22 protein-coding genes are annotated in these 24,504 nt (G+C 42.2%); 2 read left to right on the forward strand and 20 right to left on the reverse strand.

All coding sequences use genetic code 11. The annotated features are described in order from the left end of the window. Window positions 1-16 precede the first annotated feature (16 nt). From ACLV7Q_RS05360 to ACLV7Q_RS05395, 8 genes are read right to left on the reverse strand one after another with little or no spacing between them, the layout of a single operon-like run. Window positions 17-355: a YlbF/YmcA family competence regulator gene (locus ACLV7Q_RS05360; RefSeq protein WP_000065969.1), complete on the reverse strand. Its 339-nt coding sequence runs from the start codon at window positions 353-355 to the stop codon at window positions 17-19. A gap of 53 nt (window positions 356-408) precedes the next feature. Then, entirely contained in the window at window positions 409-990 is a 582-nt protein-coding gene (locus ACLV7Q_RS05365) for a hypothetical protein (RefSeq protein ID WP_218758031.1), read from the reverse strand. Between the two features lie 10 nt (window positions 991-1,000). After that, window positions 1,001-2,104 carry a prephenate dehydrogenase gene (locus ACLV7Q_RS05370; protein WP_218758030.1) on the reverse strand — a complete coding sequence of 368 codons (1,104 nt, stop codon included), beginning with the start codon at window positions 2,102-2,104 and terminating at the stop codon, window positions 1,001-1,003. A 9-nt stretch (window positions 2,105-2,113) separates the two neighbouring features. Beyond that, the gene (gene aroC / locus ACLV7Q_RS05375) at window positions 2,114-3,280 is read right to left on the reverse strand and encodes a chorismate synthase (RefSeq protein WP_218758029.1); all 1,167 of its coding nucleotides are present in this window, start codon (window positions 3,278-3,280) and stop codon (window positions 2,114-2,116) included. 9 nt (window positions 3,281-3,289) lie between these two features. Beyond that, entirely contained in the window at window positions 3,290-4,357 is a 1,068-nt protein-coding gene (gene aroB, locus ACLV7Q_RS05380; protein ID WP_218758028.1) for a 3-dehydroquinate synthase, read from the reverse strand. Window positions 4,358-4,375: 18 nt separating this feature from the next. After that, window positions 4,376-5,230 (reverse strand): shikimate dehydrogenase, encoded by an 855-nt coding sequence (locus ACLV7Q_RS05385; protein ID WP_218758027.1) that lies wholly within the window; start codon window positions 5,228-5,230, stop codon window positions 4,376-4,378. Beyond that, the gene (gene aroD / locus ACLV7Q_RS05390; RefSeq protein WP_125393032.1) at window positions 5,220-5,897 is read right to left on the reverse strand and encodes a type I 3-dehydroquinate dehydratase; all 678 of its coding nucleotides are present in this window, start codon (window positions 5,895-5,897) and stop codon (window positions 5,220-5,222) included. The genes ACLV7Q_RS05385 and aroD overlap by 11 nt, the downstream gene beginning before the upstream one ends. Further along, window positions 5,894-7,057, reverse strand: coding sequence for a class I SAM-dependent rRNA methyltransferase (locus tag ACLV7Q_RS05395; protein WP_218758026.1), 1,164 nt, complete (start codon window positions 7,055-7,057; stop codon window positions 5,894-5,896). Before ACLV7Q_RS05395 ends, aroD begins: the two co-directional genes overlap by 4 nt. Before the next feature lie 116 nt (window positions 7,058-7,173). Between ACLV7Q_RS05395 and ACLV7Q_RS05400 the strand changes: the two genes are divergently transcribed. After that, window positions 7,174-9,324 (forward strand): LTA synthase family protein, encoded by a 2,151-nt coding sequence (locus tag ACLV7Q_RS05400; protein ID WP_218758025.1) that lies wholly within the window; start codon window positions 7,174-7,176, stop codon window positions 9,322-9,324. 717 nt (window positions 9,325-10,041) lie between these two features. On the opposite strand, the gene ACLV7Q_RS05405 is transcribed toward ACLV7Q_RS05400, so the two are convergent. Then, window positions 10,042-11,676 carry a hypothetical protein gene (locus ACLV7Q_RS05405; protein ID WP_218758024.1) on the reverse strand — a complete coding sequence of 545 codons (1,635 nt, stop codon included), beginning with the start codon at window positions 11,674-11,676 and terminating at the stop codon, window positions 10,042-10,044. Continuing rightward, the gene (locus ACLV7Q_RS05410) at window positions 11,657-12,406 is read right to left on the reverse strand and encodes an ABC transporter ATP-binding protein (protein WP_045606052.1); all 750 of its coding nucleotides are present in this window, start codon (window positions 12,404-12,406) and stop codon (window positions 11,657-11,659) included. Before ACLV7Q_RS05410 ends, ACLV7Q_RS05405 begins: the two co-directional genes overlap by 20 nt. Window positions 12,407-12,584: 178 nt before the next feature. On the opposite strand from ACLV7Q_RS05410, the gene ACLV7Q_RS05415 reads away from it, so the two are divergent. Further along, on the forward strand, window positions 12,585-14,039 hold the full coding sequence (locus tag ACLV7Q_RS05415; protein WP_218758023.1) for an alpha-amylase: 1,455 nt from the start codon (window positions 12,585-12,587) through the stop codon (window positions 14,037-14,039). A gap of 90 nt (window positions 14,040-14,129) precedes the next feature. On the opposite strand, the gene alaS is transcribed toward ACLV7Q_RS05415, so the two are convergent. The 10 genes from alaS to budA all read right to left on the reverse strand — a co-directional run bounded on the left by alaS (window position 14,130) and on the right by budA (window position 24,386). Continuing rightward, a complete protein-coding gene (gene alaS, locus ACLV7Q_RS05420) occupies window positions 14,130-16,748 on the reverse strand; it encodes an alanine--tRNA ligase (RefSeq protein WP_218758022.1) in 2,619 nt (872 codons plus the stop codon). Between the two features lie 21 nt (window positions 16,749-16,769). After that, window positions 16,770-17,255 carry an LURP-one-related/scramblase family protein gene (locus ACLV7Q_RS05425; protein ID WP_000847067.1) on the reverse strand — a complete coding sequence of 162 codons (486 nt, stop codon included), beginning with the start codon at window positions 17,253-17,255 and terminating at the stop codon, window positions 16,770-16,772. A 272-nt stretch (window positions 17,256-17,527) separates the two neighbouring features. Then, on the reverse strand, window positions 17,528-17,779 hold the full coding sequence (locus ACLV7Q_RS05430) for a hypothetical protein (protein WP_050253419.1): 252 nt from the start codon (window positions 17,777-17,779) through the stop codon (window positions 17,528-17,530). A 152-nt stretch (window positions 17,780-17,931) separates the two neighbouring features. Continuing rightward, window positions 17,932-19,002 carry an ABC transporter substrate-binding protein gene (locus ACLV7Q_RS05435; protein ID WP_218758021.1) on the reverse strand — a complete coding sequence of 357 codons (1,071 nt, stop codon included), beginning with the start codon at window positions 19,000-19,002 and terminating at the stop codon, window positions 17,932-17,934. After that, window positions 18,999-19,772: an ABC transporter permease gene (locus ACLV7Q_RS05440; RefSeq protein WP_218758020.1), complete on the reverse strand. Its 774-nt coding sequence runs from the start codon at window positions 19,770-19,772 to the stop codon at window positions 18,999-19,001. Before ACLV7Q_RS05440 ends, ACLV7Q_RS05435 begins: the two co-directional genes overlap by 4 nt. Then, the gene (locus ACLV7Q_RS05445) at window positions 19,769-20,575 is read right to left on the reverse strand and encodes an ABC transporter permease (protein WP_000753801.1); all 807 of its coding nucleotides are present in this window, start codon (window positions 20,573-20,575) and stop codon (window positions 19,769-19,771) included. Before ACLV7Q_RS05445 ends, ACLV7Q_RS05440 begins: the two co-directional genes overlap by 4 nt. Next, entirely contained in the window at window positions 20,556-21,713 is a 1,158-nt protein-coding gene (locus ACLV7Q_RS05450; protein ID WP_218758019.1) for an ABC transporter ATP-binding protein, read from the reverse strand. Before ACLV7Q_RS05450 ends, ACLV7Q_RS05445 begins: the two co-directional genes overlap by 20 nt. Before the next feature lie 159 nt (window positions 21,714-21,872). After that, on the reverse strand, window positions 21,873-22,778 hold the full coding sequence (gene murB / locus ACLV7Q_RS05455) for a UDP-N-acetylmuramate dehydrogenase (protein WP_055356681.1): 906 nt from the start codon (window positions 22,776-22,778) through the stop codon (window positions 21,873-21,875). A 114-nt stretch (window positions 22,779-22,892) separates the two neighbouring features. Beyond that, entirely contained in the window at window positions 22,893-23,645 is a 753-nt protein-coding gene (locus ACLV7Q_RS05460; protein ID WP_218758018.1) for a YhfC family intramembrane metalloprotease, read from the reverse strand. 9 nt (window positions 23,646-23,654) lie between these two features. After that, window positions 23,655-24,386, reverse strand: coding sequence for an acetolactate decarboxylase (gene budA / locus ACLV7Q_RS05465; protein ID WP_218758017.1), 732 nt, complete (start codon window positions 24,384-24,386; stop codon window positions 23,655-23,657). Window positions 24,387-24,504: the final 118 nt, after the last annotated feature.

Genomic DNA, 24,504 nt, shown 5'->3' on the forward strand with positions numbered 1-24,504 from the left:
TAGGATAGTTATTTTCTTATTTTAGCAATTCTGAAACTGGTTCGAAAACAATTTTTTCAATGTCAGAAAGGTAAATTGCCAATTGTTGTTGCTTGGTAAAGAATTCTGACAAGAGGCTATTTCCTTGAATCTGTTTACCAAAGCCTTCCATTTTCGCTTGAAAGGAAGCGTCTGGCATTTGACCTGTCTGTGCTAGTCTTTGAATTTCCTCTTGGAAAGCAACATATTCTGTAAAAATTTTGCTTGCCTCAGCATCTGCTGCAATCGCATCTTTAGCTGCTTTAACAGCCTTGTATTCTGGTAATTCGCGTAGACCGCGACTGAGTTCGTTTGCACTATCGTAAATATTTGACATGATTTTCTCCTTATTTATTTCTTTTAAAATTACTAATCACTCTGTGGTCTTTATTATTGTGCAATCACTTTTATATGACCTCTTGAATGTCCATTGCTTAATTCCTTATCTGGTATATACTCTATCTTCAAAGTTCCTAAATTAGAACCTGTTTTTATTTCATTTGACATAAGATTATCAAAATAGTTATTTATCTCATCATCAGATAATGATGATTCAATCGATTTAACAATATCATGAAATACTTCTTTCATTCCTGCAACACCAGATTCACTATTTTCATTTGTCTGATTTATTGTTACATTGATTTTATCAGTATCATTTGCATGTAAAAGCTCCAAGTAATATCCGTAGCTTGATGCGAAATATTTTATTTTTATATTTCCTTTTTTGATATTTTCTAATGGGCTATTAGAATTTTGATTATAGCTGTTAATAAAATCATTAATAATCCTATCGTCTACATACTTTGAATTAGTTTTCTCTGAACTTGTTTCTTTCTTGGATGGTTCATTTTTTGTCTCGACACTTGCTCCTGAATTAGTTTTCACATCTTTTTTAACAGCGTAAGCTCTAAGTAAGATAAAAGAAATAAAGATAATACCAAATATGAATCTAGGCTCTATTTTAGGCATATTTTTCTCCTTATTTGATGACGACTGTGTAGTCGGTATTTTCTGTTATGAGATGCTCGGCTCGTTCCAAGTCCTGAGCATTTTTAAATGAAATTTGTAGGATTCCGTGAATATCCTCACGGTTTTCCTCATTGATGTGAATATTAACCAAGGAAGTTCCACGTAGCAATTCCAAGATTCGTAAAATAACGTCTTCTTCATCGGGAACGTCAACATAGAGGTCGTAAGAGCTATCCACACCACCACGCTTATGGATTTCCATGGCCTGACGTTGCTCACGCGCTTGATTGAAAAAGTTCCAGATTTGCTCTTCATCTCCCTTGCTGATGGCTTGCCCAATCGCTTCCAACCGTTCCTTGAAATCCTCAATGCGGTCTAGAATAGTCTCACGATTGGACAAGAGAATGGAGGTCCACATACCTGGTTCGCTTTCCGCAATCCGAGTCATATCTCGAAAACCACCGGCTGCAAAGCGCCTTGCCATCTCATGTTCTTGAGCATAGATCGCGGTCTGCTCCATAAGACTAGAAGCCAGAATATGAGGGAAATGGCTAATCTGAGAAGTGACACGATCGTGCTCCTTGGCATCAATCTCGATAAAACGGGCATGAAGACCTGAAAGCAAGTCCTTCATTTCCTCAAGCGTATCAGGACTTGTCAGACTCGAAGGTGTAAAGATATAATAGGCATTTTCAAAAAGATTGACATCCGCAGAAGCAGCCCCTGTCTTGTGACTACCAGCCATGGGATGAGCTCCGACAAAGCGAACAGACTTGCCAGCTAAATAGTTCTCCGCCGCATCTACAATGGCTGACTTGGTCGAACCAGCATCTGAAATAATAACGCCTTCTTTCAAGTCCAAGTTGGCCAACTCCTTAATAAAGGAAATGGTTTGCTTTATTGGCAAGCTGAGAATGATGATATCTGCCAAAGGAGCAAAACTGGCAAAATCATCCGTTGCACGGTCAATCATGCCTTCTTTCAAGGCGATATCTCTCGAAGCTTGGCTACGATTATAACCTAAAATTTCATAATCTGGATGATCACGTTTGATGCCAAGGGCCAGAGAGGCACCAATCAATCCAAGGCCTGCGATATAGACTGTTTTTGCCATAGGAACTCCTTAATAGTTCTTTGTATAGTCTCGGTGTTGGGCTACCGCTTCTTTTAGTTCCTCAAGATTGTCTGATGAGAATTTTTCAAGGATTTCTTGTGCCAGAACCGTTGCCACAACGGCTTCCATGACCACTCCTGCAGCTGGAAGGGCGGTCGGATCACTTCTCTCCACGGTCGCCTTGTAAGGTTCGTGGGTTTCGATATCCACACTCATAAGTGGTTTGTAGAGAGTAGGAATAGGTTTCATGACTCCACGAACAACGATGGGTTGCCCATTGGTCATACCACCTTCAAAGCCCCCTAGATTGTTGGTACGACGGGTATAGCCGTCTTCTTTAGACCAGAGAATTTCGTCCATAACTTGGCTTCCTTTGCGGTAACCAGCTTCAAAGCCGAGGCCAAATTCTACTCCTTTAAAGGCATTGATAGAGACAACAGCTTGGGCTAATCGTGCATCCAATTTTCTGTCCCATTGGACATAGGAACCAAGACCAACTGGAACGCCTCCGACGACTGTCTCCACAACCCCACCGATGGTATCACCGTCACGTTTGATTTGGTCAATATAGTCCTTGATTTCCTGCTCTCGTTCTTGATTGACAATAGAAACTTCAGACTGGGCAGCTCGCTCCTTAATCTCAGCCACTGTCAGATTTTCAGGTACATCGATTTCCTTGCCACCAAAGACCACGACATGGTTGGCAATCTCCATATTCAATTCAGCCAAGAGGCGTTTGGCTACAGCCCCGACTGCCACTCGCATGGTGGTTTCACGAGCTGATGAACGCTCCAAAGAATTTCGCAAATCGTCAAAACGGTACTTGATACCCCCAACCAAGTCGGCATGACCTGGACGAGGATGAGTAATTTTCCGCTTGCTTTTAAGGCGGTCTTCAATGTCCTCCGCAGACATGATGTCCAGCCATTTCTGGTGGTCCTTATTGATGACATCCATAGTAATAGGCGCCCCTGTCGTCTTCCCGTGGCGAACACCCGAAGTAAAGACAACCTGGTCACTCTCAATCTTCATACGACCACCACGACCGTAGCCACCCTGACGGCGTCTAAGATCCTCATTGATATCCTCAGCTGTCAATGGAAGTCCAGCTGGAATTCCCTCAATAATAGCTGTTAGACGGGGGCCGTGTGATTCTCCTGCAGTTAAATATCTCATACACTCTCCTTATTTTACCAAGTAGTCTTTCATCTCTTCCAGAGAAACTGGGTGAATAGTCGCTGAACCGAGCTCTGGTACCAAGACCAATTTCAAGGTATTACCACGCGCTTTCTTATCATGAGTCAAAGCCTGATAAAGCTTGTCAACATCCCAGTTTTCATAATCAACAGGCAAGCCAAATTTCTGACACATCTCTGTAATAGACTGAGTTATGTCAGCTGGCATAAGGCCTTTTTCCTCAGCCACCTTGGAAATCTGTACCATTCCCATGGCCACAGCTTCACCATGCATGACCTTGCCATAACCGGCAGTTGCTTCAATGGCATGGCCAATAGTATGGCCAAAATTGAGGTAAAGGCGTACACCATTGTCTAACTCATCCTCAACGACCATCTTGCGCTTGACCTGACAAGAATGTTCAATCAAAGTCTCCGCATGTTCCAGAATGCTCTCTACAGAACCATCCAGCTCCGTCAATAGAGTCCATAGTTCTGGATCCTCAATCAAGCCATACTTGATAACTTCACCCATTCCTTCAATCAACTCTCTTTTTCCGAGGGTTTCAAGAACAAGTGGGTCAATCAGAACCCCGTCTGGTTGGGCAAAAGTTCCTACCATATTCTTAGCAAATGGAGTGTTAACACCTGTCTTTCCACCGATAGACGAATCAACTTGAGCAGTCAAACTGGTCGGAATCTGAACAAAGTGAATACCCCGCATATAGGTAGAGGCTACAAAGCCTGCCAGGTCCCCAACAACGCCACCACCGAGAGCCACGATTCCATCGCTACGAGTCAAACCCTGCTTGACTAAAAATTCATAGACTTTCTGAACAGTGGTTAAATTCTTTCTTTCTTCGCCTTCTAAAAAGTCAAAAACAGCTACCTGAAAACCAGCATCTTCTAGGCTGAGTTTGACCTTCTCTGCATAAAGAGAAGCTACATGGTTATCTGTCACAATGACTACCTTTTGTGGTTGCCAGAGTTCTCGCAACCATTGACCAGCCTGAGCCAGACAACCTTTTTCAATCTGAATATCATAAGGATGATGAGGAATATCGATTCTGATTTTCATAGGAGAGTCTCCTTTTCTTTATTGGTATTTTTCTGTTAAGGACTGCCAAATCTCTTCTGTCGGCATTTCTTTTCCTGTCCACAGTTGAAAAGCTTCTGCAGCTTGATAGAGTAACATACCCAGACCATTGACGGCTGGATTGCCCTGCCTCCTAGCCCATTTCAAAAATGGCGTCTCAAAGGGTTGGTAAATAATATCTGCTACTAAGAGAGTTGCTGGTAAGACTATGCTTTCAGGAACTGGAGATGATTGACCATCCATCCCTACACTTGTCGCATTGACCAGTAAATCCGACTCAGCAATCCTTGCTTGCAGTTCAGAAACATCTTCTAAAGCATACAAGTCCACTTTAAAGCCTGTCTGCTCCTGTAACTTGGTCAGGTAAGGTCTTGTTTTTTCCATCGAAACTGAACGAACAAAAACTGAAATCTGACTGACGCCGTCCAAAATAGCTTGTGCCAAAATGGACTTGGCCGCACCACCTGCACCCAGCAGGGTCATCTTCTTACCTGAAATTGTAAAAGAAGGCAAGCTCTTAAAAAATCCCTTGCCATCTGTATTATATCCAATTAAATTGCCATTCTCATTAACAACCGTATTGACCGCACCGATCAAGCGCACTTCGTCACTCAGTTCATCCAAATAAGGAATCACCTGCTCCTTATAGGGCATAGAAAGGTTAATTCCAAACATCTGGTAGCGACGAATATTGGCCACCGTTTCTGCTAAGTCACTCGCTTCAATCTCCCAAGCCACATAAGCACCGTTGGTAGCTGTCGCCTCAAAGGCGCTGTTGTGAATAAAGGGGGAAATAGAATGCTTAATAGGATTGGCAACAACGGCAGCTAAACGTGTATAGCCATCAAGCTTCATCCAAAATCTCCCGAATTTTTTTCATGTTAGCTAAGGAAATCTGACCTGGGGCACTTGCCTCATCTAGACTAGCAAAGGACCAGCTCGAACCTGTCACATCCGCAGTGATACGAGAGACCTTACCCACCTTGCCCATAGAAATGGTCACATATTCCTGCTCAGGATTGAGGGTTTTAAAGCCTCGTGTATAGTTCATCAAGTCTAAGACATCCTGCTCCGTGTGAGCCATCACCGCAACCTTAACAAGTTTTGGATTTAAGCTCGTCAACTCTGACAAGATTTCCATCATGTTCTCAGGTGTTTCTTGGAAATTGTGGTAACTCAAAACGAGATTTGGAAAGTCCAGCATTTCCTCAAAAACATCCTTGTAGCTATAGTACTCAAAATCAATATAGTCTGGTTGATAGAGTTGCGCCACTTCCTTGATTAGATGGATATATTCTTCTGAAGAAAGGTCGATTTCTCCCCCTTCAGCACGAGTTCGCAGCGTGAAAACCAACTCACGGCCTGCGAATTTTTCAAAAATAGCTGGAGCTACCTGCAAAATCGCTTCTTTAGGCAGATAGTCGGCACGCCATTCAATGATGTCGGCATCCAGATACCTCGTGGCATCCAGAGCCTGGGCCTCCTCTAAACTTCTTGGCATTACTGAAACGATCAATTTCATTTACTAACCTTCATACTAATCACCTTGAGGTAATTACTACTTTCATCTTTTTTATTATAGGCAAAATCTGCTGGAAGACCGTATTTTTTAAAAATCTGGTAACTTCTTCCTGCAAAGCCTTTATCAATTTGTTCTGTAAATTTCTGACGGGAAACATTGGCAGCATTGGTACTGGCAATGATAATCCCTCCCGGATTTAAAATCTCAAGACTCTGGGATATCAACTTATGATAGTCCTTAGCCACAGAGAAAGTTTGTTTTTTATTCCGAGCAAAGCTAGGCGGATCTAGGACAATCACATCGTAGGTCAAGCCTTTTCGTTTGGCATATTTGAAATATTCAAAGACATCCATGACTATAAAACGATGGTCGTCTGTACTGATTCCATTTGCCTGAAAATGCGCTTGAGACAATTCTCGTGAACGCTTGGCTAGGTCAACAGAAGTTGTCTGGTTTGCTCCTCCCATGGCCGCAGCTACTGAAAAGGCTGCTGTGTAAGAAAACATATTGAGCAAGGATTTACCCATAGCCAATCCATCCACTAAACTACCGCGAACTTCATGCTGGTCTAGGAAAATCCCTGTCATCAAGCCATCATTCATAAAGACTTGATACAAGACACCATTTTCCAAAACAGTGAAAAAGTCAGGTGCTTCTTGACCATAAACATGGGAAGATTCATAGTCCAAACCCTTAAAACGGATCTTCTCATAGGCCCCTAACACCTCAGGAAAAACCTGTCTAAAGGCTTCTGAGATAGCCTTGCGAATCTGATAAACATAAGAGTTATACCAAGAAAAGACAGCATAGTCGCCATAAAGGTCCACTGTCAGACCCCCAAAGCCATCTCCCTCTTGGTTGAAGAGACGAAAGGCGGTTGTCAAATCATCTTGATAATAGGATTTTCTCTTTTCTTTAGCTTGTCTAAACAGCGTTTCAAAGAAAGCTTGATTGAAGGCCACCTTGTCCTTACTAACAAACCAGCCCAAGCCCTTGTTTTGCTGCGAAAGGTAGGCAGTCCCAAGAAAGGTTCCTTCTTGACTCTGCACTTCTACTTCCTGATCCTTAAGATTTACATTCTCAAGATCACTGGCTTCTAGTAAAACCAGACCTTTGGCGAGCTTCTTTTCAACCCTTTTGCTGACTCTTATTCTATTCATAACTACCATTATATCAAACTTTTAGCCAATTCTCAAAAAAGAAACTACCCTTGCTTTTTTACTCTTCTTTTAAAAAATGGTATACTAATACTAATAAAAAATTAGGAAGTAAATGTGTGAAAAGCAATTTTAACAAAATCCAAAAAGCTGTCGGTACCAGACTGGGTTTTGTCCTAACCCTTTTAATCCTCTATTGGCTCAAAACCTTATTAGCCTATGCCGTTGACTTTAATTTAGATATTCAAGTGGGCAAGTTGCAGGGAAATTACCTTGCCTTTATCGCCTTTTTCAATCCCCTTCCCTTGGGACTACTCCTGCTGGCTCTAGCCCTCTATGCTCGGTCAACCAAGATTTTTTATGGCCTGAGTATAGCTATTTATAGCCTTTTATTCATTTGGCTTTATTCTAACGTCTTTTACTATCGAGAATTTAGCGACTTTATCACGGCTAATACCATGAAGGTGGTCAGCAAGGTGTCTGTCGGCACTGCAGAACTAGAGTTACTGCGTCCTTGGGATTTCATCTATTTTATGGATTTCCCATTGCTGGCTTTCCTTTTCTATAAAAAATTCATCCAGCTGGATAGGAGACCTTTCAAATTCCGATCCAGTATTGCCATCACTGCTCTCTCGGCCCTGCTCTTTTCAGCTAACCTTTTCTTGGCTGAAATCGAGCGTCCCGATCTCCTGTCGCGAGGATTTTCTAATTATTATATTGTTCGTGCCCTTAGTTTGCCAGCCTTTTTAGGCTATAGTGCCAACCAATCCTACAGTGCCAACAAAGAACGTGCCAAGGCCTCTGAGACTGATCTTCAACCTATTACAGATTATATTCAAGAACATTCGGCTAAACCTAATCCAGATTATTTTGGATTAGCCAAAGGGAAAAATGTGATTTATCTCCACTTGGAGAGTTTCCAACAGTTCCTACTTGACTATAAACTCAACCTAGATGGAACTGAGCATGAAGTCACTCCCTTCCTCAACTCCCTCTACCATTCGCAATCAACCCTAGCCTTTTCGAATATCTTTAACCAAGTCAAGGCTGGGAAGACCTCAGATGCAGAAACCATGCTGGAGACTGGTTTGTTTGGACTTGATCAAGGTTCTTTTATGGTTAACTATGGAGGTACCAATACCCAGCAAGCTGCGCCTTTTATCCTATCAAAAAACGGCTATCAATCGAGTGCCGTCTTTCACGGCAATATTGGGACCTTCTGGAACCGAAATACGACCTACAAACAATGGGGCTACCAATACTTCTTTGATGCTTCCTACTTCACCAAGCAAGACAGTAGCAATTCTTTCCAATATGGTTTGAATGATAAAATTATGATGAAAGATTCTATCCAATATCTGGAGCATTTGCAGCAGCCTTTTTATGCCAAGTATATCACGGTCTCCAATCACTATCCCTATGCTAGCAATCTAACAGGCGATGAGCTTGGTTTCCCCTTAGCCAAAACAAAAGATGAAACAATCAATGGCTACTTCCAAACCGCCAACTATCTGGATAGTGCTATCAAGTCCTTCTTTGACTATCTCAAAGAAAGTGGCCTCTATGAAAAATCCATCATCGTCATCTACGGAGACCATTATGGTATTTCCAACTCCCGAAATCCTGAGCTGGCTCCCTTGATTGGAAAGACTTCTGAGAACTGGTCTAATTACGACAATGCCATGTTGCAACGAGTGCCTTTTATGGTGGTCATTCCTGGCTATGAAAAAGGACAAATCATCAATACCTACGGTGGACAAATCGATATCTTACCGACTCTCGAACACCTCCTTGGCATTGAGTCCAGTTCCTTCCTTCAAGTTGGACAAGACCTCCTATCACCAGACCACCAAGAAATCGTTGCCTTTCGGACTGCCAATTCCTTCGTCACACCAAAATACACCAGCTACGACGGACGAACCTACTATACTGAAAGTGGTCTCGAAATCAGTAATCTTGATGAACAAACTCAGACCGAACTGGAAAGCGTTCGTCAAGTAGCTAGTCAACAGCTGAAAATCAGCGACCAGATTCAAACTGGCGATTTGATCCGTTTCTACCAAGCAGATCATCTTGGAAAAGTTGATACAGAAAGTATTTCTTACCTCAATTCCTTGCCAATTCTGCAAAAGATTGAGCAGGAAAAAGGAAGTCAGTCAACTAGTCTCTTTAGCCAACGACAAGGCAAAACTAGTACTGACCTTTTCAAGGCACCAAGTTACCAAGAACTCCACCCAGAGTCGGCAGAAACCGAATCAAAATCACAATAAAAAAATGCTCTTCCATCGTGTAGGAGCATTTCTTTTTATCAATGAAAATCAAAGAGCAAACTAAGAAACTAGCCTCAGGTTATACTCAATGAAAATCAAAGAGCAAACTAGGAAGCTAGCCGCAGGCTGCTCAAAACAGTGTTTTGAGGTTGTAGATAAGACTGACGAAGTCAGTCACATATATACGGCAAGGCAAAGCTGACGTGGTTTGAAGAGATTTTCGAAGAGTATTAACTGTGAGATTGTAGACAGAGAGGTCGTACCTACAATATATGTCTGTCAAGTTTAGTGGTGTAGATAGTAAAATAAAGATGAGAAGGCATAGAGAGAAGATAAATCAGCTTCAGCAGGTATCTGGAAAATTTGATTTTATAGAAAAGCCTTTTGTTACAAACTCAATATACTATCAATAAATAATATTATAGAAGCAACAATAATTATAATTTCACCTATCTGCATAATCCTATTTCGAACTCTAAATATATGTTCTATCAAAAATACTTGGATCACACACATTATAGGAATGAAAGTTTTTGAAATTGAAAAATATCCCAATAAATAAACTATAAACAACAATAATAGAACTATATTATATTTCTTATTCAAAACATTCCTCCCTATATTTTTAATTACCAATCTTAATCATTTACAACTACATTCTAACAAACTATAAAAGCGTTTGTCGAATTGAATTTATCAATCAAACGACCAACTAGCTCATCTTTTTTCTATTTCTGCCAATATGCGTGACAGGTAGTAATGATAGCCAAAAATAGCAAGACCAAGCAGGAGGATAAGAGCTCCTACTCCCAAGCTAATGGCAAGGATAGGGGAGAGAGACCGAACCAAGAATAAGCTCCCTATTACAAGGGCCATTAAGATTGCACTATAAATAAAAATCAAAACAATTGCGACTATACGATTTGAACGGTTCACCAAGTCCGTAATGCTACTCCAATTGGTTGACAGATTTTTCACGTCCTTAAAGTAATGGTGGCAAGAAAGGATGACACTGGCAAGGGTCCAGACTACAAGAAGGTAAATCATCGAAAGGATGGGCAAGCCTAGATATAGAGAAAGGCCAAGTAAAGTCAGAACTGGTAAAAAGGACTGGACAGCAAATATAATCCAAAATTTCACTTTCACATAGCGAGCAAAGTCAAAGGGTAAACTCTTCAGAAAATCAACATTTTCCCTCTCCAAGGACAAGGCAATTGAATGCAGGCTGGTGATATTGTTATTAACAACTGCTATAAACACTCCTACAAAAAACAAGGGTAACCAGTATGGAGGATGAATGTCTGGAACTATCTGAGAATCTCGGATTTTGGAAATCAGACCGATCATCATGAGATAAGGAAGGAAAGCACTTGTAAAAAGCACTGTAATCACGCCAGTCCCCTGTCCCAAGAGGGTGAGGTGGTAGCGTAAAACCATACGGAAAAAGCCCTTTTTAGTAGTTGAAATCCTCTCCTTGCTGCGACGTTCTTTCTTGACCTTCTCCTCACTGTTAAGCAGAATCACGTCATAAAAATGAGGAAGAACCTTCTTTTTGGTCAGGTAAAGTAAGAAGACAGTTAGAGTTATCCAAGCGAGCAGACCCAGTATGGCTTCTGTCGAAAAAGGCTCCACTGCTATTTTGTAAAAGATATGAAGAGGATAAAGGAGAAATGGAATGTCTCTAACTTTGTCAACAATACTTCCAAAAGTCGACTGTAGAAAGAGGACAAATATTAAAGGTATGAGAACTCCTATCCCAATCATCACATTCGCAAAAATAGACTGATACTTTCTGAAGACCCTAGTCTGAGCCAAGAAATGTACTGCCACTACCATCACTAAAGTAACAGAGACAAATAATAGGGCCAAGGACAGCAGCATCAAAGGCAAGCCCAGCCACAGAGAAGGAGCTAGCCTAATGTAGAGGACTAGAAAATAAGCTAGGATTGGTACAATTCCAGGCAGAGCTGGCAAGAGGACAGACAGTCCTTTAGCGATTATAATCTCTGATTCTTTAAAGGCATAGGGTCTATACGATACCAAATCCTTACTCTCATAAAAGACATTGTAAAATGCAGTGAAAGAAGTTGAAAAGGCAAGCACCAGTAAAATAGCAACCATGCTACTAAAAAAACTTGGCATTTCCTCAAAAGGAAAACGAAAGGCTATATTTATAAACATGAAAAGCATCAAGAGACTAGAAAAAATGTAAGAACTTAGGACTCTAGCGGAAACATTTACTTTTTTCCCAGGATTCTTAGCCTGCTTCTTTCGTAGGTTAGCCAGATTAGCTTCTTGAGATGAATAGAGGATATTAATATCAACTAATTTTTTAATGACCTTGAGACGCATCTGAAACCTCCTCTTTTCTACCAGCAAGGCTAAGGTAGATACTTTCTAAAGACTGGTCTGGATGGTCTTTTCTCAAGTCCTCTACGCTACCACAATAAATCAAATGTCCCTTTTTCAAAATGGCAATCCGATCACAGACTTGCTCGGCTACCTCTAGGACATGGGTTGAAAACAAAACTGTCTTGCCTTTTTGCGCATGCTCCTTCATCATCTGCTTCAAATCAAAGGCAGCCTGGGGATCCAAACCAGTCAAGGGTTCGTCCAAAACCCAAATATCAGGATCAGACAAGAGTGCCCCGATGACAAAGACTTTCTGACGCATTCCGTGAGAAAGGGTTTCAATAACCTGATAGCGATTTTCAGCAAAATCAAAAACACTCAATAGCCTAGCTAGACTAGTCTCCAAGTCAGAGCTAGTCAGATCATAGGATGAGGCGATCAATTCCCAAAATTCATTGGCCGTTAAGCGTAAAAATAAGTCAGGCGAGTCTGCTACGTAGCCAATCTTTCGTTTAATAGCTAAACGATTTTCCGATAACTCCTGACCGTCTACCAGAATACGACCACTGCTGGGTGAAATGATACTGACTAGGGATTTTATAGTGGTCGATTTTCCAGCCCCATTATGGCCAATCAAGCCCATAATCTCCCCATTTTCAATCTGCAAATTGAGATTGCTCAAAGCCTCTTTATCACCATACAACTTACTAACATTTTGAAATTCAATCATGGGATGACTCCTATCTTTATCTATATTACATACTATTATACTAGCACTTTGATACAAAAAAATCAATACTTTATTTTAAGTAGTTAAAATATATTTTTTCTATCTTACGCAAACGTTTGCCCTAAGAGATACTTTATGATAGAATAAAGAACAAGATTGACAAGTAAGAGGAAAAACAATGAAAAATCAAACACTTATGCAATACTTTGAATGGTATCTGCCCCACGACGGTCAGCACTGGACGCGTCTGGCTGAAGATGCTCCACACCTAGCTAATCTCGGCATCAGTCATGTCTGGATGCCACCAGCTTTTAAGGCGACCAATGAAAAAGATGTCGGCTATGGGGTCTATGACTTATTTGACCTAGGAGAGTTCAACCAAAAAGGTACTATCCGCACCAAGTATGGTTTTAAAGAAGACTATCTTCAAGCCATTCAAGCTCTAAAAGCACAGGGAATTCAACCTATGGCCGATGTAGTGCTCAATCACAAGGCTGCAGCCGATCACATGGAAGCCTTTCAGGTCATCGAAGTGGACCCTGTAGACCGTACAGTTGAACTTGGGGAACCCTTCACCATCAATGGCTGGACTAGTTTTACCTTCGATGGTCGCCAAGATACCTACAATGACTTCCACTGGCACTGGTACCACTTCACAGGTACAGACTATGATGCTAAACGCCGAAAGTCTGGGATTTATCTGATTCAAGGAGACAACAAGGGCTGGGCTAACGAGGAATTGGTCGATAACGAAAACGGTAACTACGACTACCTCATGTATGCCGACCTAGACTTTAAGCATCCTGAAGTTATCAAAAATATCTATGACTGGGCAGACTGGTTTATGGAGACGACTGGTATAGCTGGTTTCCGTTTGGATGCCGTTAAGCACATTGACTCTTTCTTCATGAGCAATTTTATCCGCGATATGAAGGAAAAATACGGTGAGGATTTCTATGTTTTTGGTGAATTCTGGAATCCTGACAAGGAAGCCAATCTAGACTATCTTGAAAAAACGGAAGAACGCTTTGACCTTGTCGATGTTCGTCTCCACCAGAATCTCTTTGATGCTAGCCGAGCAGGTTCCAACTACGACCTTCGTGGCATTTTCACGGATAGCTTGGTGGAACTCAAGCCCGACAAGGCTGTAACCTTTGTCGACAACCATGATACCCAACGAGGACAAGCCCTTGAGTCGACTGTTGAAGAATGGTTCAAGCCAGCAGCCTATGCCCTTATTCTATTACGCCAAAATGGACTGCCATGTGTCTTTTACGGAGACTACTATGGGATTTCAGGGCAGTATGCTCAACAAGATTTCAAAGAAGTCCTTGACCGTCTCCTAGCCATCCGAAAAGATTTGGCCTATGGAGATCAAACAGACTACTTTGACGATGCTAACTGTATCGGTTGGGTACGTTCAGGTGCTGAAAATCAATCCCCAATCGCAGTCTTGATTTCAAATGACCAAGAAAACAGCAAGTCAATGTTTGTCGGCCAAGAATGGGCTAACCAAACCTTTGTAGATTTACTTGAAAACCACCAAAGTCAAGTTACAATTGATGAGGAAGGTTATGGACAATTCTCAGTCTCAGCAAGATCTGTAAGTGTCTGGGCAGCCAATACCATCTAATAGTTCATAATAACCGAGCCAGGTCCAAGCAGATTTGGCTTTTTTCTATTCACAAAAAAGACCTACCCAAATGGATAGATCTTTACTTGATTACAATTTACCTGCTACTGCATCCAACAATTCTTGGATCTTAGCTTGGTTGCTTCCTCCTGCCATGGCCATGTCTGGTTTACCACCACCACGTCCATCAACGATTGGTGCCAATTCTTTGACAAGGTTTCCTGCATGAAGGTCTTTTGTCTTGCTTGCTACAAGGACATTGACTTTGTCACCGATAGCAGCAACTAGGACAAGAAGATCAGAGTAGTCTTTTTGTTTCCAGTTATCCGCAAAAGTACGAAGGGCACCAGCATCAGATACAGATACTTGGCTAGCAATGTAACGGTGACCATTGACTTCCTTAACATCCTTGAAGATGTCACCTGCGGCTGCAGCTGCGGCTTTTTCTTTCAACTCAGCATTTTCTTTTTGCAATTGACGAAGTTGTTCTTGAAGGCCTTCTACCTTGTGAGGAACTTCCTTAACTTGAGGTGCTTTCAAGGTTGCTGCGACAGCTTTAAGAGCATCCTCTTGTTCACGGTAGGCTTCAAAGGCTTCCTTACCAGTCACTGCCAAGATACGGCGAGTTCCTGAACCGATCCCTTCTTCTTTGACAATCTTGAAAAGACCAATTTCAGAAGTGTTGCCAACGTGGGTACCACCACAAAGCTCGATAGAGTAGTCACCGATAGTAACAACACGGACTTCTTTTCCGTATTTCTCACCAAAGAGAGCCATAGCACCCATTTCCTTAGCAGTGTCAATATCTGTTTCAACTGTCTTAACTTCAAGAGCTTCCCAGATTTTTTCGTTGACTTGCTGTTCAATGGCACGCAATTCTTCAGCAGTCACTGCTTGGAAATGGGTAAAGTCAAAGCGAAGGAATTCAACTTCGTTAAGAGATCCTGCTTGTGTTGCGTGGTTTCCAAGGATATTGTGAAGAGCAGCGTGAAGCAAGTGAGTCGCAGTATGGTTTTTCATAACACGGTGACGACGATTTGTATCAATTGCCAAGGTATATTCTTGGTTCAAAGCAAGCGGTGAAAGGACTTCAACTGTATGAAGAGCTTGTCCGTTTGGAGCTTTTTGAACATTTGTCACAGTAGCCACAACTGAACCAGCCTCATCCAAGATTTGTCCATGGTCAGCTACCTGTCCACCCATTTCAGCGTAGAATGGCGTTTCCGCAAAGATAAGTGAGGCAGTTCCTTCTGACACAGCTTCTACTTCTGCATTGTCAGCCACGATAGCCACCAATTTAGAAGACAATTGGCTAGCATTGTAGTTGAAGACACTTTCTACAGTGATGTTTTGAAGGGTTTCATTTTGCATCCCCATTGAGCCACCCTTAACAGCTGACGCACGCGCACGTTCTTGCTGTTCTTTCATGGCTGCTTCAAAGCCTTCACGGTCCACAGTCATACCAGCTTCTTCAGCGATTTCTTCAGTCAATTCAACTGGGAAGCCATAAGTGTCATAAAGTTTGAATACATCTGATCCAGCAATGACAGTTTGTCCCTTTTCTTTCAAGTCTGCTACGATTCCTTGGGCAAAGTGTTGACCTGAGTGAAGGGTACGAGCAAATGACTCTTCCTCGCTCTTAACGATTTTTTCGATAAAGTCACGTTTTTCAAGCACTTCTGGGTAGTAGCTTTCCATGATTTTTCCAACAGTTGGAACCAGTTTGTAAAGAAAAGGCTCGTTGATTCCCAATTTTTGACCATGCATAGAAGCACGACGGAGAAGACGGCGAAGGACATAACCACGACCTTCATTTCCTGGAAGGGCACCATCCCCAATGGCAAATGAAAGTGAACGGATGTGGTCAGCGATAACTTTAAAGCTCATGTTGTCGCCATCTTGGTCATAGACCTTACCAGACAATTTCTCCACTTCACGAATGATTGGCATGAAGAGGTCCGTTTCGAAGTTGGTCTTAGCCCCTTGGATAACGGCCACCAAACGCTCCAAACCAGCGCCCGTATCAATGTTCTTGTGTGGCAATTCCTTGTATTCGCTACGAGGAACAGCAGGGTCTGCGTTAAATTGTGATAAAACGATGTTCCAGATTTCGATGTAACGGTCGTTTTCAATATCTTCTGCAAGGAGACGAAGACCGATATTTTCTGGGTCAAAAGCTTCTCCACGGTCAAAGAAAATCTCTGTATCAGGTCCAGAAGGTCCTGCACCGATCTCCCAGAAGTTGTCCTCGATTGGAATCAAATGACTTGGGTCCACTCCCACCTCAATCCAGCGGTTATAAGAATCTTTATCATCTGGATAGTAGGTCATGTAAAGTTTCTCAGCTGGGAAGTCAAACCATTCAGGGCTTGTCAAAAGCTCATAAGCCCAAGTGATGGCTTCGTCACGGAAGTAATCACCGATAGAGAAGTTACCCAACATTTCAAACATGGTATGGTGACGTGCAGTCTTCCCTACGTTCTCAATATCGTTGGTACGGATAGCCTTTTGGGCATTGGTAATACGTGGATTTTCAGGGATGATGGTCCCGTCAAAGTATTTCTTAAGGGTTGCTACCCCAGAGTTGATCCACAAAAGAGTTGGGTCATTTACAGGAACCAAACTTACTGATGGTTCTACTGAGTGACCTTTTGTCGCCCAGAAATCAAGCCACATTTGGCGTACTTGTGCACTAGATAGTTGTTTCATATTGTCTCCTTATTTACTTGTTTAATGTGATTGGCTTTCCAGCATTTCCACATAGTCAATCGCGACACAGAGGGAAATGACTAGGTCTGCATAAGCGTCCTCCAGAACCGTTACGGTATAGGTAGAGGTCAGATGGAAAAGTTCCTTCTTAATTTCCGCAATCAACTGATCGCGATCATCCAGCAATTTGAAATTCAAATCCCAGATATTTCCCTCGATACGAAGACCCAGATTATCAAACTCATACTTATCTCGCCAGAAGGTCAACTTCTTGCGAATGACAAAACTCGAGCCATCCCGAAGCTGAATCTCAAAACGAGGAAGCAAGGTCAAGATTTCTTTACTGATCTGACTGACTTGTTCACCAGTCGCATCATAGATGGTAAAAGTTTTGGGAATCTTAAAAAATGATCCCTCCACCTGATAGGCGATTTCTCCCCTGTCATCCTTGATAGCGAAGCGTTCGCCTCCAAGACGAAACTTTTGTTTGACAAGAAATGTTTTCATCAACACCTCCAAAAATCAAAAGACAAGCTCATATCACGAAGGGCGAAAAACCGCGGTACCACCTTCATTCAATGAACTTGTCATTCTCTTATTCTTATGCAATTGTATGATTGAGTAGCATGACTTTCTAGCTTAGATGGCTCGCAGCACCGCCATTTCTCTGGACTAAGACAATTGAAAATCAATTCTCAACTTTCTTATTATAACGTTTTTTTAAGCTTGCGTCAACTGGAAATGATACCCATTTAATAACCCATTTCCTACATATCAGATTACTTTTTCAGAACATATTTTTTCTTACTACTATCACTCTTTTTATCCCAACTTTTATTCCAAAGTTTTGAATTGTTAAAGATAGCTTCGAAAATATTTACAAATATAAAGAACCCTATCACCAAATGTATGGAATCAGTTGTTAGGTATTGTCGATCCAATCCATCCTTTAGAGAGAATAGTATAACAGTTTGCTGAACAGTCAAAAAGGCTGGCCAAGAAAATTTTTTGAAAAAAGTAGATATTTTCATTATTTATTACCGCTTTCTGTAAGGTTAAACTTAGTATACTACTGAGAAAGAAAATAAGCAACTATCATAGAAAAAGATACCGTTACGAAAATTGCCTTTTATTTTTAAAAAAACGAACCAGCTTGACTGATTCGTTTTGTGACTTCTAACTCCTACTTCCGATACATTTTAAACTGTAGGAAGAGGTCGCTATATTTGCCCGTCCATTTATGGTCAAATTTCTCATAAACTTCCAGGTGTTTCATTGTTTCAGCATCTGGATAGAAGGCCTTGTCTTCTTTTTTCTCCTCTGGGAGTAGTTCCTTGGCTGGTAGGTTTGGTGTTGAATAGCCCACATACTCCGCATTTTTAAGAGCATTTTCGGGTTTCAACATAAAGTTGATAAAGGCATAGGCGGCATCTTGGTTTTTGACTGTTTTGGGAATAACCATATTGTCAAACCAAAGGTTGCTGGCCTCTGTCGGTACCACATAGCGGAGGTTTTCATTTTTCTCCAGCATTTGGCTGGCTTCACCAGAGAAGGTCACACCGATAGCAGCGTTGTTCTGAATCATGTAACCCTTCATCTCGTCGGCAACGATGGCCTTGATATTTGGAGTCAACTTGTAGAGCTTATCCACTGTCTCTTCCAACTGCTGTGGATTCTTGGAGTTAAGGCTGTAGCCAAGGGAGTTGAGTCCGAGTCCCAGGACCTCACGCGCCCCATCAAAAAGCATGATAGAGTTTTTGTACTCAGGCTTCCAGAGGTCATCCCAATGCTCAGGCGCTTCCTCTACCATGGTTTCATTGTAGACAATTCCCAGTGTTCCCCAGAAGTAAGGGATAGAGTATTTATTTCCTGGGTCAAAGGACTGGTTGAGAAACTCTGGTCCGATATTTTCAAGACCTTCAAGTTTTGAATAATCAAGCGGTACCAAGAGGTCTTCGTCCTTCATCTTGTTAATCATATATTCACTTGGGATGGCAATATCGTAGGTCGTTCCACCCTGCTTAATCTTGGTATACATGGCTTCGTTGGAGTCAAAGGTCTCATACTGGACTTGGATGCCTGTTTCTTCTGTGAATTGCTCCAAGAGTTCTGGATCGATATAGTCTCCCCAGTTGTAGATAACCAATTTTTGACTATCTCGGCTATTGATTTTACTATCTATATGCGTCGCAATTCCCCACAAGACCAGGATAATGGCTGCAATTCCTGCTAAAAATGAATAGAGTTTTTTCATGCTTGCTCCTCCTTCTCACGTGAGATAAAGTAATATCCAACAACTAGGATAATACTAAAGAGAAAGACTAGGGCAGACAGGGCATTGATCTCTAGCGAAATCCCCTTACGAGCACGAGAGTAAATCTCGACTGACAGGGTTGAAAAGCCATTTCCTGTTACAAAGAAGGTCACAGCAAAGTCATCTAACGAATAGGTGAAGGCCATGAAATAACCTGCAATGATAGACGGAGTCAGGTAAGGAAGCATGATTTCCTTGAACATCTGAAATTGACTGGCACCAAGGTCATAGGCCGCATGAATCATGTCACCGTTCATTTCCTTGAGTCGAGGCAAGACCATCAAGACCACGATAGGAATCGAGAAGGCCACGTGACTAGAAAGAACGGTCAAAAAGCCAAGTGAAAACTTGAGCTGAGTAAAAAGAATCAAGAAGCTGGCACCAATCATAACATCAGGCGCAACCATGAGGATATTATTGAGTGATAGAAAGGCTTCTTGGTATTTCTTACGAGACTGGTAAATGTAAATAGCTCCAAAAGTCCCGATAATGGTCGCTATCAAGGCTGATAGAAAGGCCAAGAAAAAGGTCTGAGTCACAATCAACATGAGACGACCATCCCCAAACATAGTTTTAAAATGGCTCAAGCTAAAGCCTGTAAAGCTATTCATGTCATTGCCTGCATTAAAGGCATAGCCAATCAGGTAAAAAATCGGCAGGTAGAGGACAAGAAAGACCAGTCCTAGATAAAAGTTGGCAAATTTTTTCATCGTTCTCTCCTTTCCTTGGTCACCCACATGGTGATGAACATGGTCAGGATGAGAATCACACCGATGGTTGAACCCATACCGTAGTTGTCATTGGTCAGGAAGTTCTGCTCAATGGCTGTTCCCAGCGTGATAACGCGGTTCCCACCAATCAAACGGGTCAGCATGAAGAGACTCAAACTTGGGATAAAGACGGATTGAACCCCACTTCGCACACCATTCATCGATAGAGGGAAGATGACATGACGGAAGGTCTCCCACTTGGTCGCACCGAGGTCATAGCTAGCATTGATAAGGTTGTTATCCATATCGTCCAAGACATTGAAAATTGGCAATATCATAAAGGGAAGCTCGATGTAGCTTGCGACAAAGATAAAGGAGAAATCGGTAAAGAGCAATTGCTGTGAACCGATTCCGATAAATTCCAAGAATTGGTTAATAGAGCCATTTTGACCAAAAATCCCGATAAAAGCATAGGCCTTGAGGAGCAAATTGATCCAAGTCGGCAGGATAATCAGCATGAGCCAGAGTTGACGGTGCTTGAGACGGGTCAAAAAGAGGGCTGTTGGATAGCTGATAAGCAAGGTCACAAAGGTCACAATTCCTGCATAGAGTACAGAGTTGAAACTCATTTTTAGGTAGGTCAAGTTTTGTGACGCAAAATAAGACTTATAATTTTCTAAACTGAATTGTCCTTCAATGTTGAAAAAGGATTGACCGAAAATCAAGACCAAGGGTGCCAATACAAAGAGGGCAATCCAGAGCATGTAGGGCACTACAAAGAGTTTAGAGCTTGTTTTCTTCATCTCTTTCCTCCTCGATTGCATTGATCAGACCTGCTTCTTGCTCTTCGATTTCCACGTATTCTTCGATACGGGCATCGAACTCTTCCTCGGTTTCGTTGAGACGCATGATATGGATGTCTTCTGGTTCAAAGTCCAGACCGATTTCCTCACCCACAATGGCCTTACGGGTTGAGTGGATCATCCATTCATTTCCAAGCTCGTCATAGGCGATAATTTCATAGTGAACTCCACGGAAGAGCTGGGTATCCACCTTAACTTGGAGCTTGCCTTCTTCAGGAAGGGTAATCCGCAAGTCCTCTGGACGAATAACGACCTCAACAGGTTCATTTGGCTTCATCCCACCATCGACCGCTTCAAAGCGTTTGCCATTAAACTCAACCAAGTAGTCTTCAATCATGGTACCTGGCAAGATATTTGACTCACCGATAAAGGTGGCAACAAAATGGTTAATCGGCTCATCGTAGATGTCCACAGGTGTTCCAGACTGGACAATCTCGCCATCATTCATAACGAAAATCCAGTCACTCATGGCCAGGGCTTCTTCCTGATCGTGAGTGACAAAGACAAAGGTAATGCCCAATCGTTGTTGCAGTTCACGCAGCTCATACTGCATATCTGTTCTTAATTTCAAGTCCAGCGCTGACAGAGGCTCGTCCAACAAGACCAGACGAGGTTGGTTGATGATGGCACGGGCAATAGCTACACGCTGACGTTGTCCTCCAGAAAGTTTGCGGATGGAACGTTTTTCATAACCTTCCAACTGAACCATCTTGAGAACTTCCGCTACGCGTTTCTCGATTTCTTTCTTATCAATCTTGCGCAAGCGGAGCGGAAAGGCAACATTTTCAAACACATTCATATGTGGAAACAAGGCATAGGATTGGAAGACCGTATGCACGTCTCTCTTGTTGGTTGGGATGTCATTGATACGGACACCATCCAGCAAAATATCTCCTGTCGTCGCATCCAGTAAACCTGCAATGATGTTTAGGATGGTTGATTTTCCTGAACCAGATGCGCCTAGAAGAGTATAGAACTTCCCTTCTTCCAACTCAAAGTTGATGTCTTTGAGAACCTTGGTGTTGCTGTCTTCAAAAACTTTAGAGACGCTTTTGAATTCAATAATTGGTTTTTTCAATTGTTATTTATTCCTTCTTTTCCATAGATTAACAGATCAGGGCTCTGTCAGGCCGCTACTACCTCGTGTAGGAGATTGAACTGCCTACATACTTCTGCACTAACGATAGGCTTTCACCCCCTTTCCATGACATAGTAGCAGCTTTTTAATTAAAACTTCCTACTTGCTTTCACCTAAAATACGGACTTCTCTCTCAAGAGTAACGCCAGAGTGTTCCTTGACTTTTTCAATCACAGACTCAATTAAATCTTCGTAGTCTTTGGCCGTTCCATCAGCGACATTGATCATAAATCCTGCGTGCTTTTCAGACACTTCAACACCACCGATACGATAACCTTTCAAGCCAGCTTCTGAAATTAATTGACCTGCAAAATGCCCGACTGGACGCTTAAAGACCGAGCCACAAGATGGGTATTCCAAAGGTTGCTTGAGTTCACGCAGGTGCGTCAAGCGGTCCATTTCCTGCTTGATAACCTGATGGGTTCCTGGGGCTAGGGCAAATTTAGCTGACAAGACAACTGCACCAGACTCCTGAATGGCTGAGTGGCGGTAACCAAAAGCCAAATCTTTTGCAGACAGGGTCTCGATTTCTCCGTCCTTAGTCAAGACTTTACAAGACTGTAAGATATGGGCAATCTCGCCACCATAGGCACCTGCATTCATAAAGACAGCACCGCCAACGCTCCCTGGAATGCCACAAGCAAACTCAAAACCAGTCAAACTATGACGAAGGGCAATGCGAGTTGTCTCAATCAAATTAGCCCCAGCTTCTGCTTCAATAGTATAGCCATCAACAGAAACATTATTGAGCTTGTCACACAAGATGACAAATCCACGAATTCCACCATCACGAACGATGATGTTGCTAGCATTTCCAAGAACCATCCAAGGGATATTTTCTTGATTGGCAAATTTAACAAGGCGAGCCAACTCAAAACGATTTCGTGGAAAGACCAAATAATCGGCCTCTCCACCTACTTTTGTATAACTATAGCTATGCAAGGGTTCCTTAAAACGGATATCAATTCCTTCTAAGATTTCAAGCATTTTTTCTCTTACAGACATGTCACTCTTCCTTTTACAAAATTCATTCCATTATACCATTTTTAGAGACATTTGACGACCCTAAAAAAATCTTGGGCTTATTTTAAACAAAAAAAGAGGTTTCCCCTCTTTTTCTTATGATTTTTTGCAAAAGATTGCCTTGGTTCCATAGGCGATCAGAACGAGCTCTAGTGCTAGAACCACTTCCACCAAGGCTGGATTGGTCAGCCAGCCAACTTGGACTAGAGATGGTGCCAGGTCAAAGAAGGCGTGCAGGCCATAGGCTGCTAGGAGATAAATCCATTTCTTCTGGCGAACAGCTTGGTAAACCCAAACAGTCAAGAGTAATTGGAAACCTAGCGCCAAGATTCGCTCAAAACCAAGCAAATAAATCTGCCAGACTGATAGCGACTGAATGGTTTTCAACATATTTTCAGACAGTAATTGCATGACCTGTGGATCCTGCGTTTGAACTGCTGAGAGAACGAAGTAGAGATTGAGCAAACTGGTAATACCTAGGAAAATCAACTCCAAGCCACCATGACCTAACCCATAAGCCAAGGCATCTGCCTTTTCCAAACTTCTCTTTTTCTCCAACCATTTGAAGAAAACAAGACGAGCAGTTTCCTCAAAAAATGCTGCCATGGCTAGGCCATAGATGATATAGACAAGTGGATGATCCTGCAAGAGGGCAATACTACCGTCTTTTTGAGGATGCAAAACTAAGATATGCACCAGTTTTTCCAAAATCTGTGAAGAGACAAAGAAAGCAACAGCCCCCAAGCCCAAGACAGCTAGATTAATCTGGTATTTCTTTTTGGCATACCAAATGCTCCCAAACAGAAAAGCTAGCAACAGCACCATGGTAATGATAATATGAATGGTCATTTTCTTCTCCTATTCCGCCTTTTCAATATCTTTTTTCATCTCGTCAACATTGAACTTAGCAAACAAGTATTGACGATCTTGGACTGGGAAACGTTGGTCCAACTGGTCAACCGCTCCCACCTCGATAATCCCTTCCTTGATGACAAAGTCCATGACATGCCCACCGAAGGTCAAATCATCTGAAATGAAGTGGAGATGGTAGCCTGCCACACTGACTCCATGGAAAATCTCTGGCGTCCAGAAACCAACGATGGTTCCCGTCACATTGTCACGACTATATTCAGGTTGATGGGTTGCGACATCAGCAAACTTGGTATCTGGTGTCGACTTGGGAATCATACGCACATGCATATGCGAAAATTCTCCCCGAATCTTGATAGAGCGGAAAAGATTTTCCCCGTCATAATAAGACTCGATTCGCTCTTCCAATTCCTTGTCCGTCATCTCAAAGCGCTGGCGGAAAATGACCTCTGCCTGATGTGGTACTACTGCTGCATAAGGAATAAGGGCATCTGGTGACACTTCCACAATTTCCGGTTGCTCTCCTGAGCCTTTGGCCTGATAAGCCTTGCCATCCAAGACAATCAATTCTCCATCAATGGAATCCAAGGTTCCCAAACCAAGGTCACCATGTTCTAGCAATTCTCCTACTGTCATAGTACCACCATAAAGGCCGGCCATCAAGGCTCCAAGGGTATTGTATTGAAATAATTTCACTGGTTCCTGCACGTTCTTATCCATTCACTTTCTTGTCTGTTATTCTATAAATCTTACTCCTAAGTATACCACATTTAGCTTTATATGTGAACGAGAGAAACACCCTAGACATTGCCAAGAAGGAAAAAAAAGGGTACAATGT

It is taken from the genome of Streptococcus mitis (genome assembly GCF_965111725.1).
GTDB classification, from domain to species: domain Bacteria; phylum Bacillota; class Bacilli; order Lactobacillales; family Streptococcaceae; genus Streptococcus; species Streptococcus mitis_DV.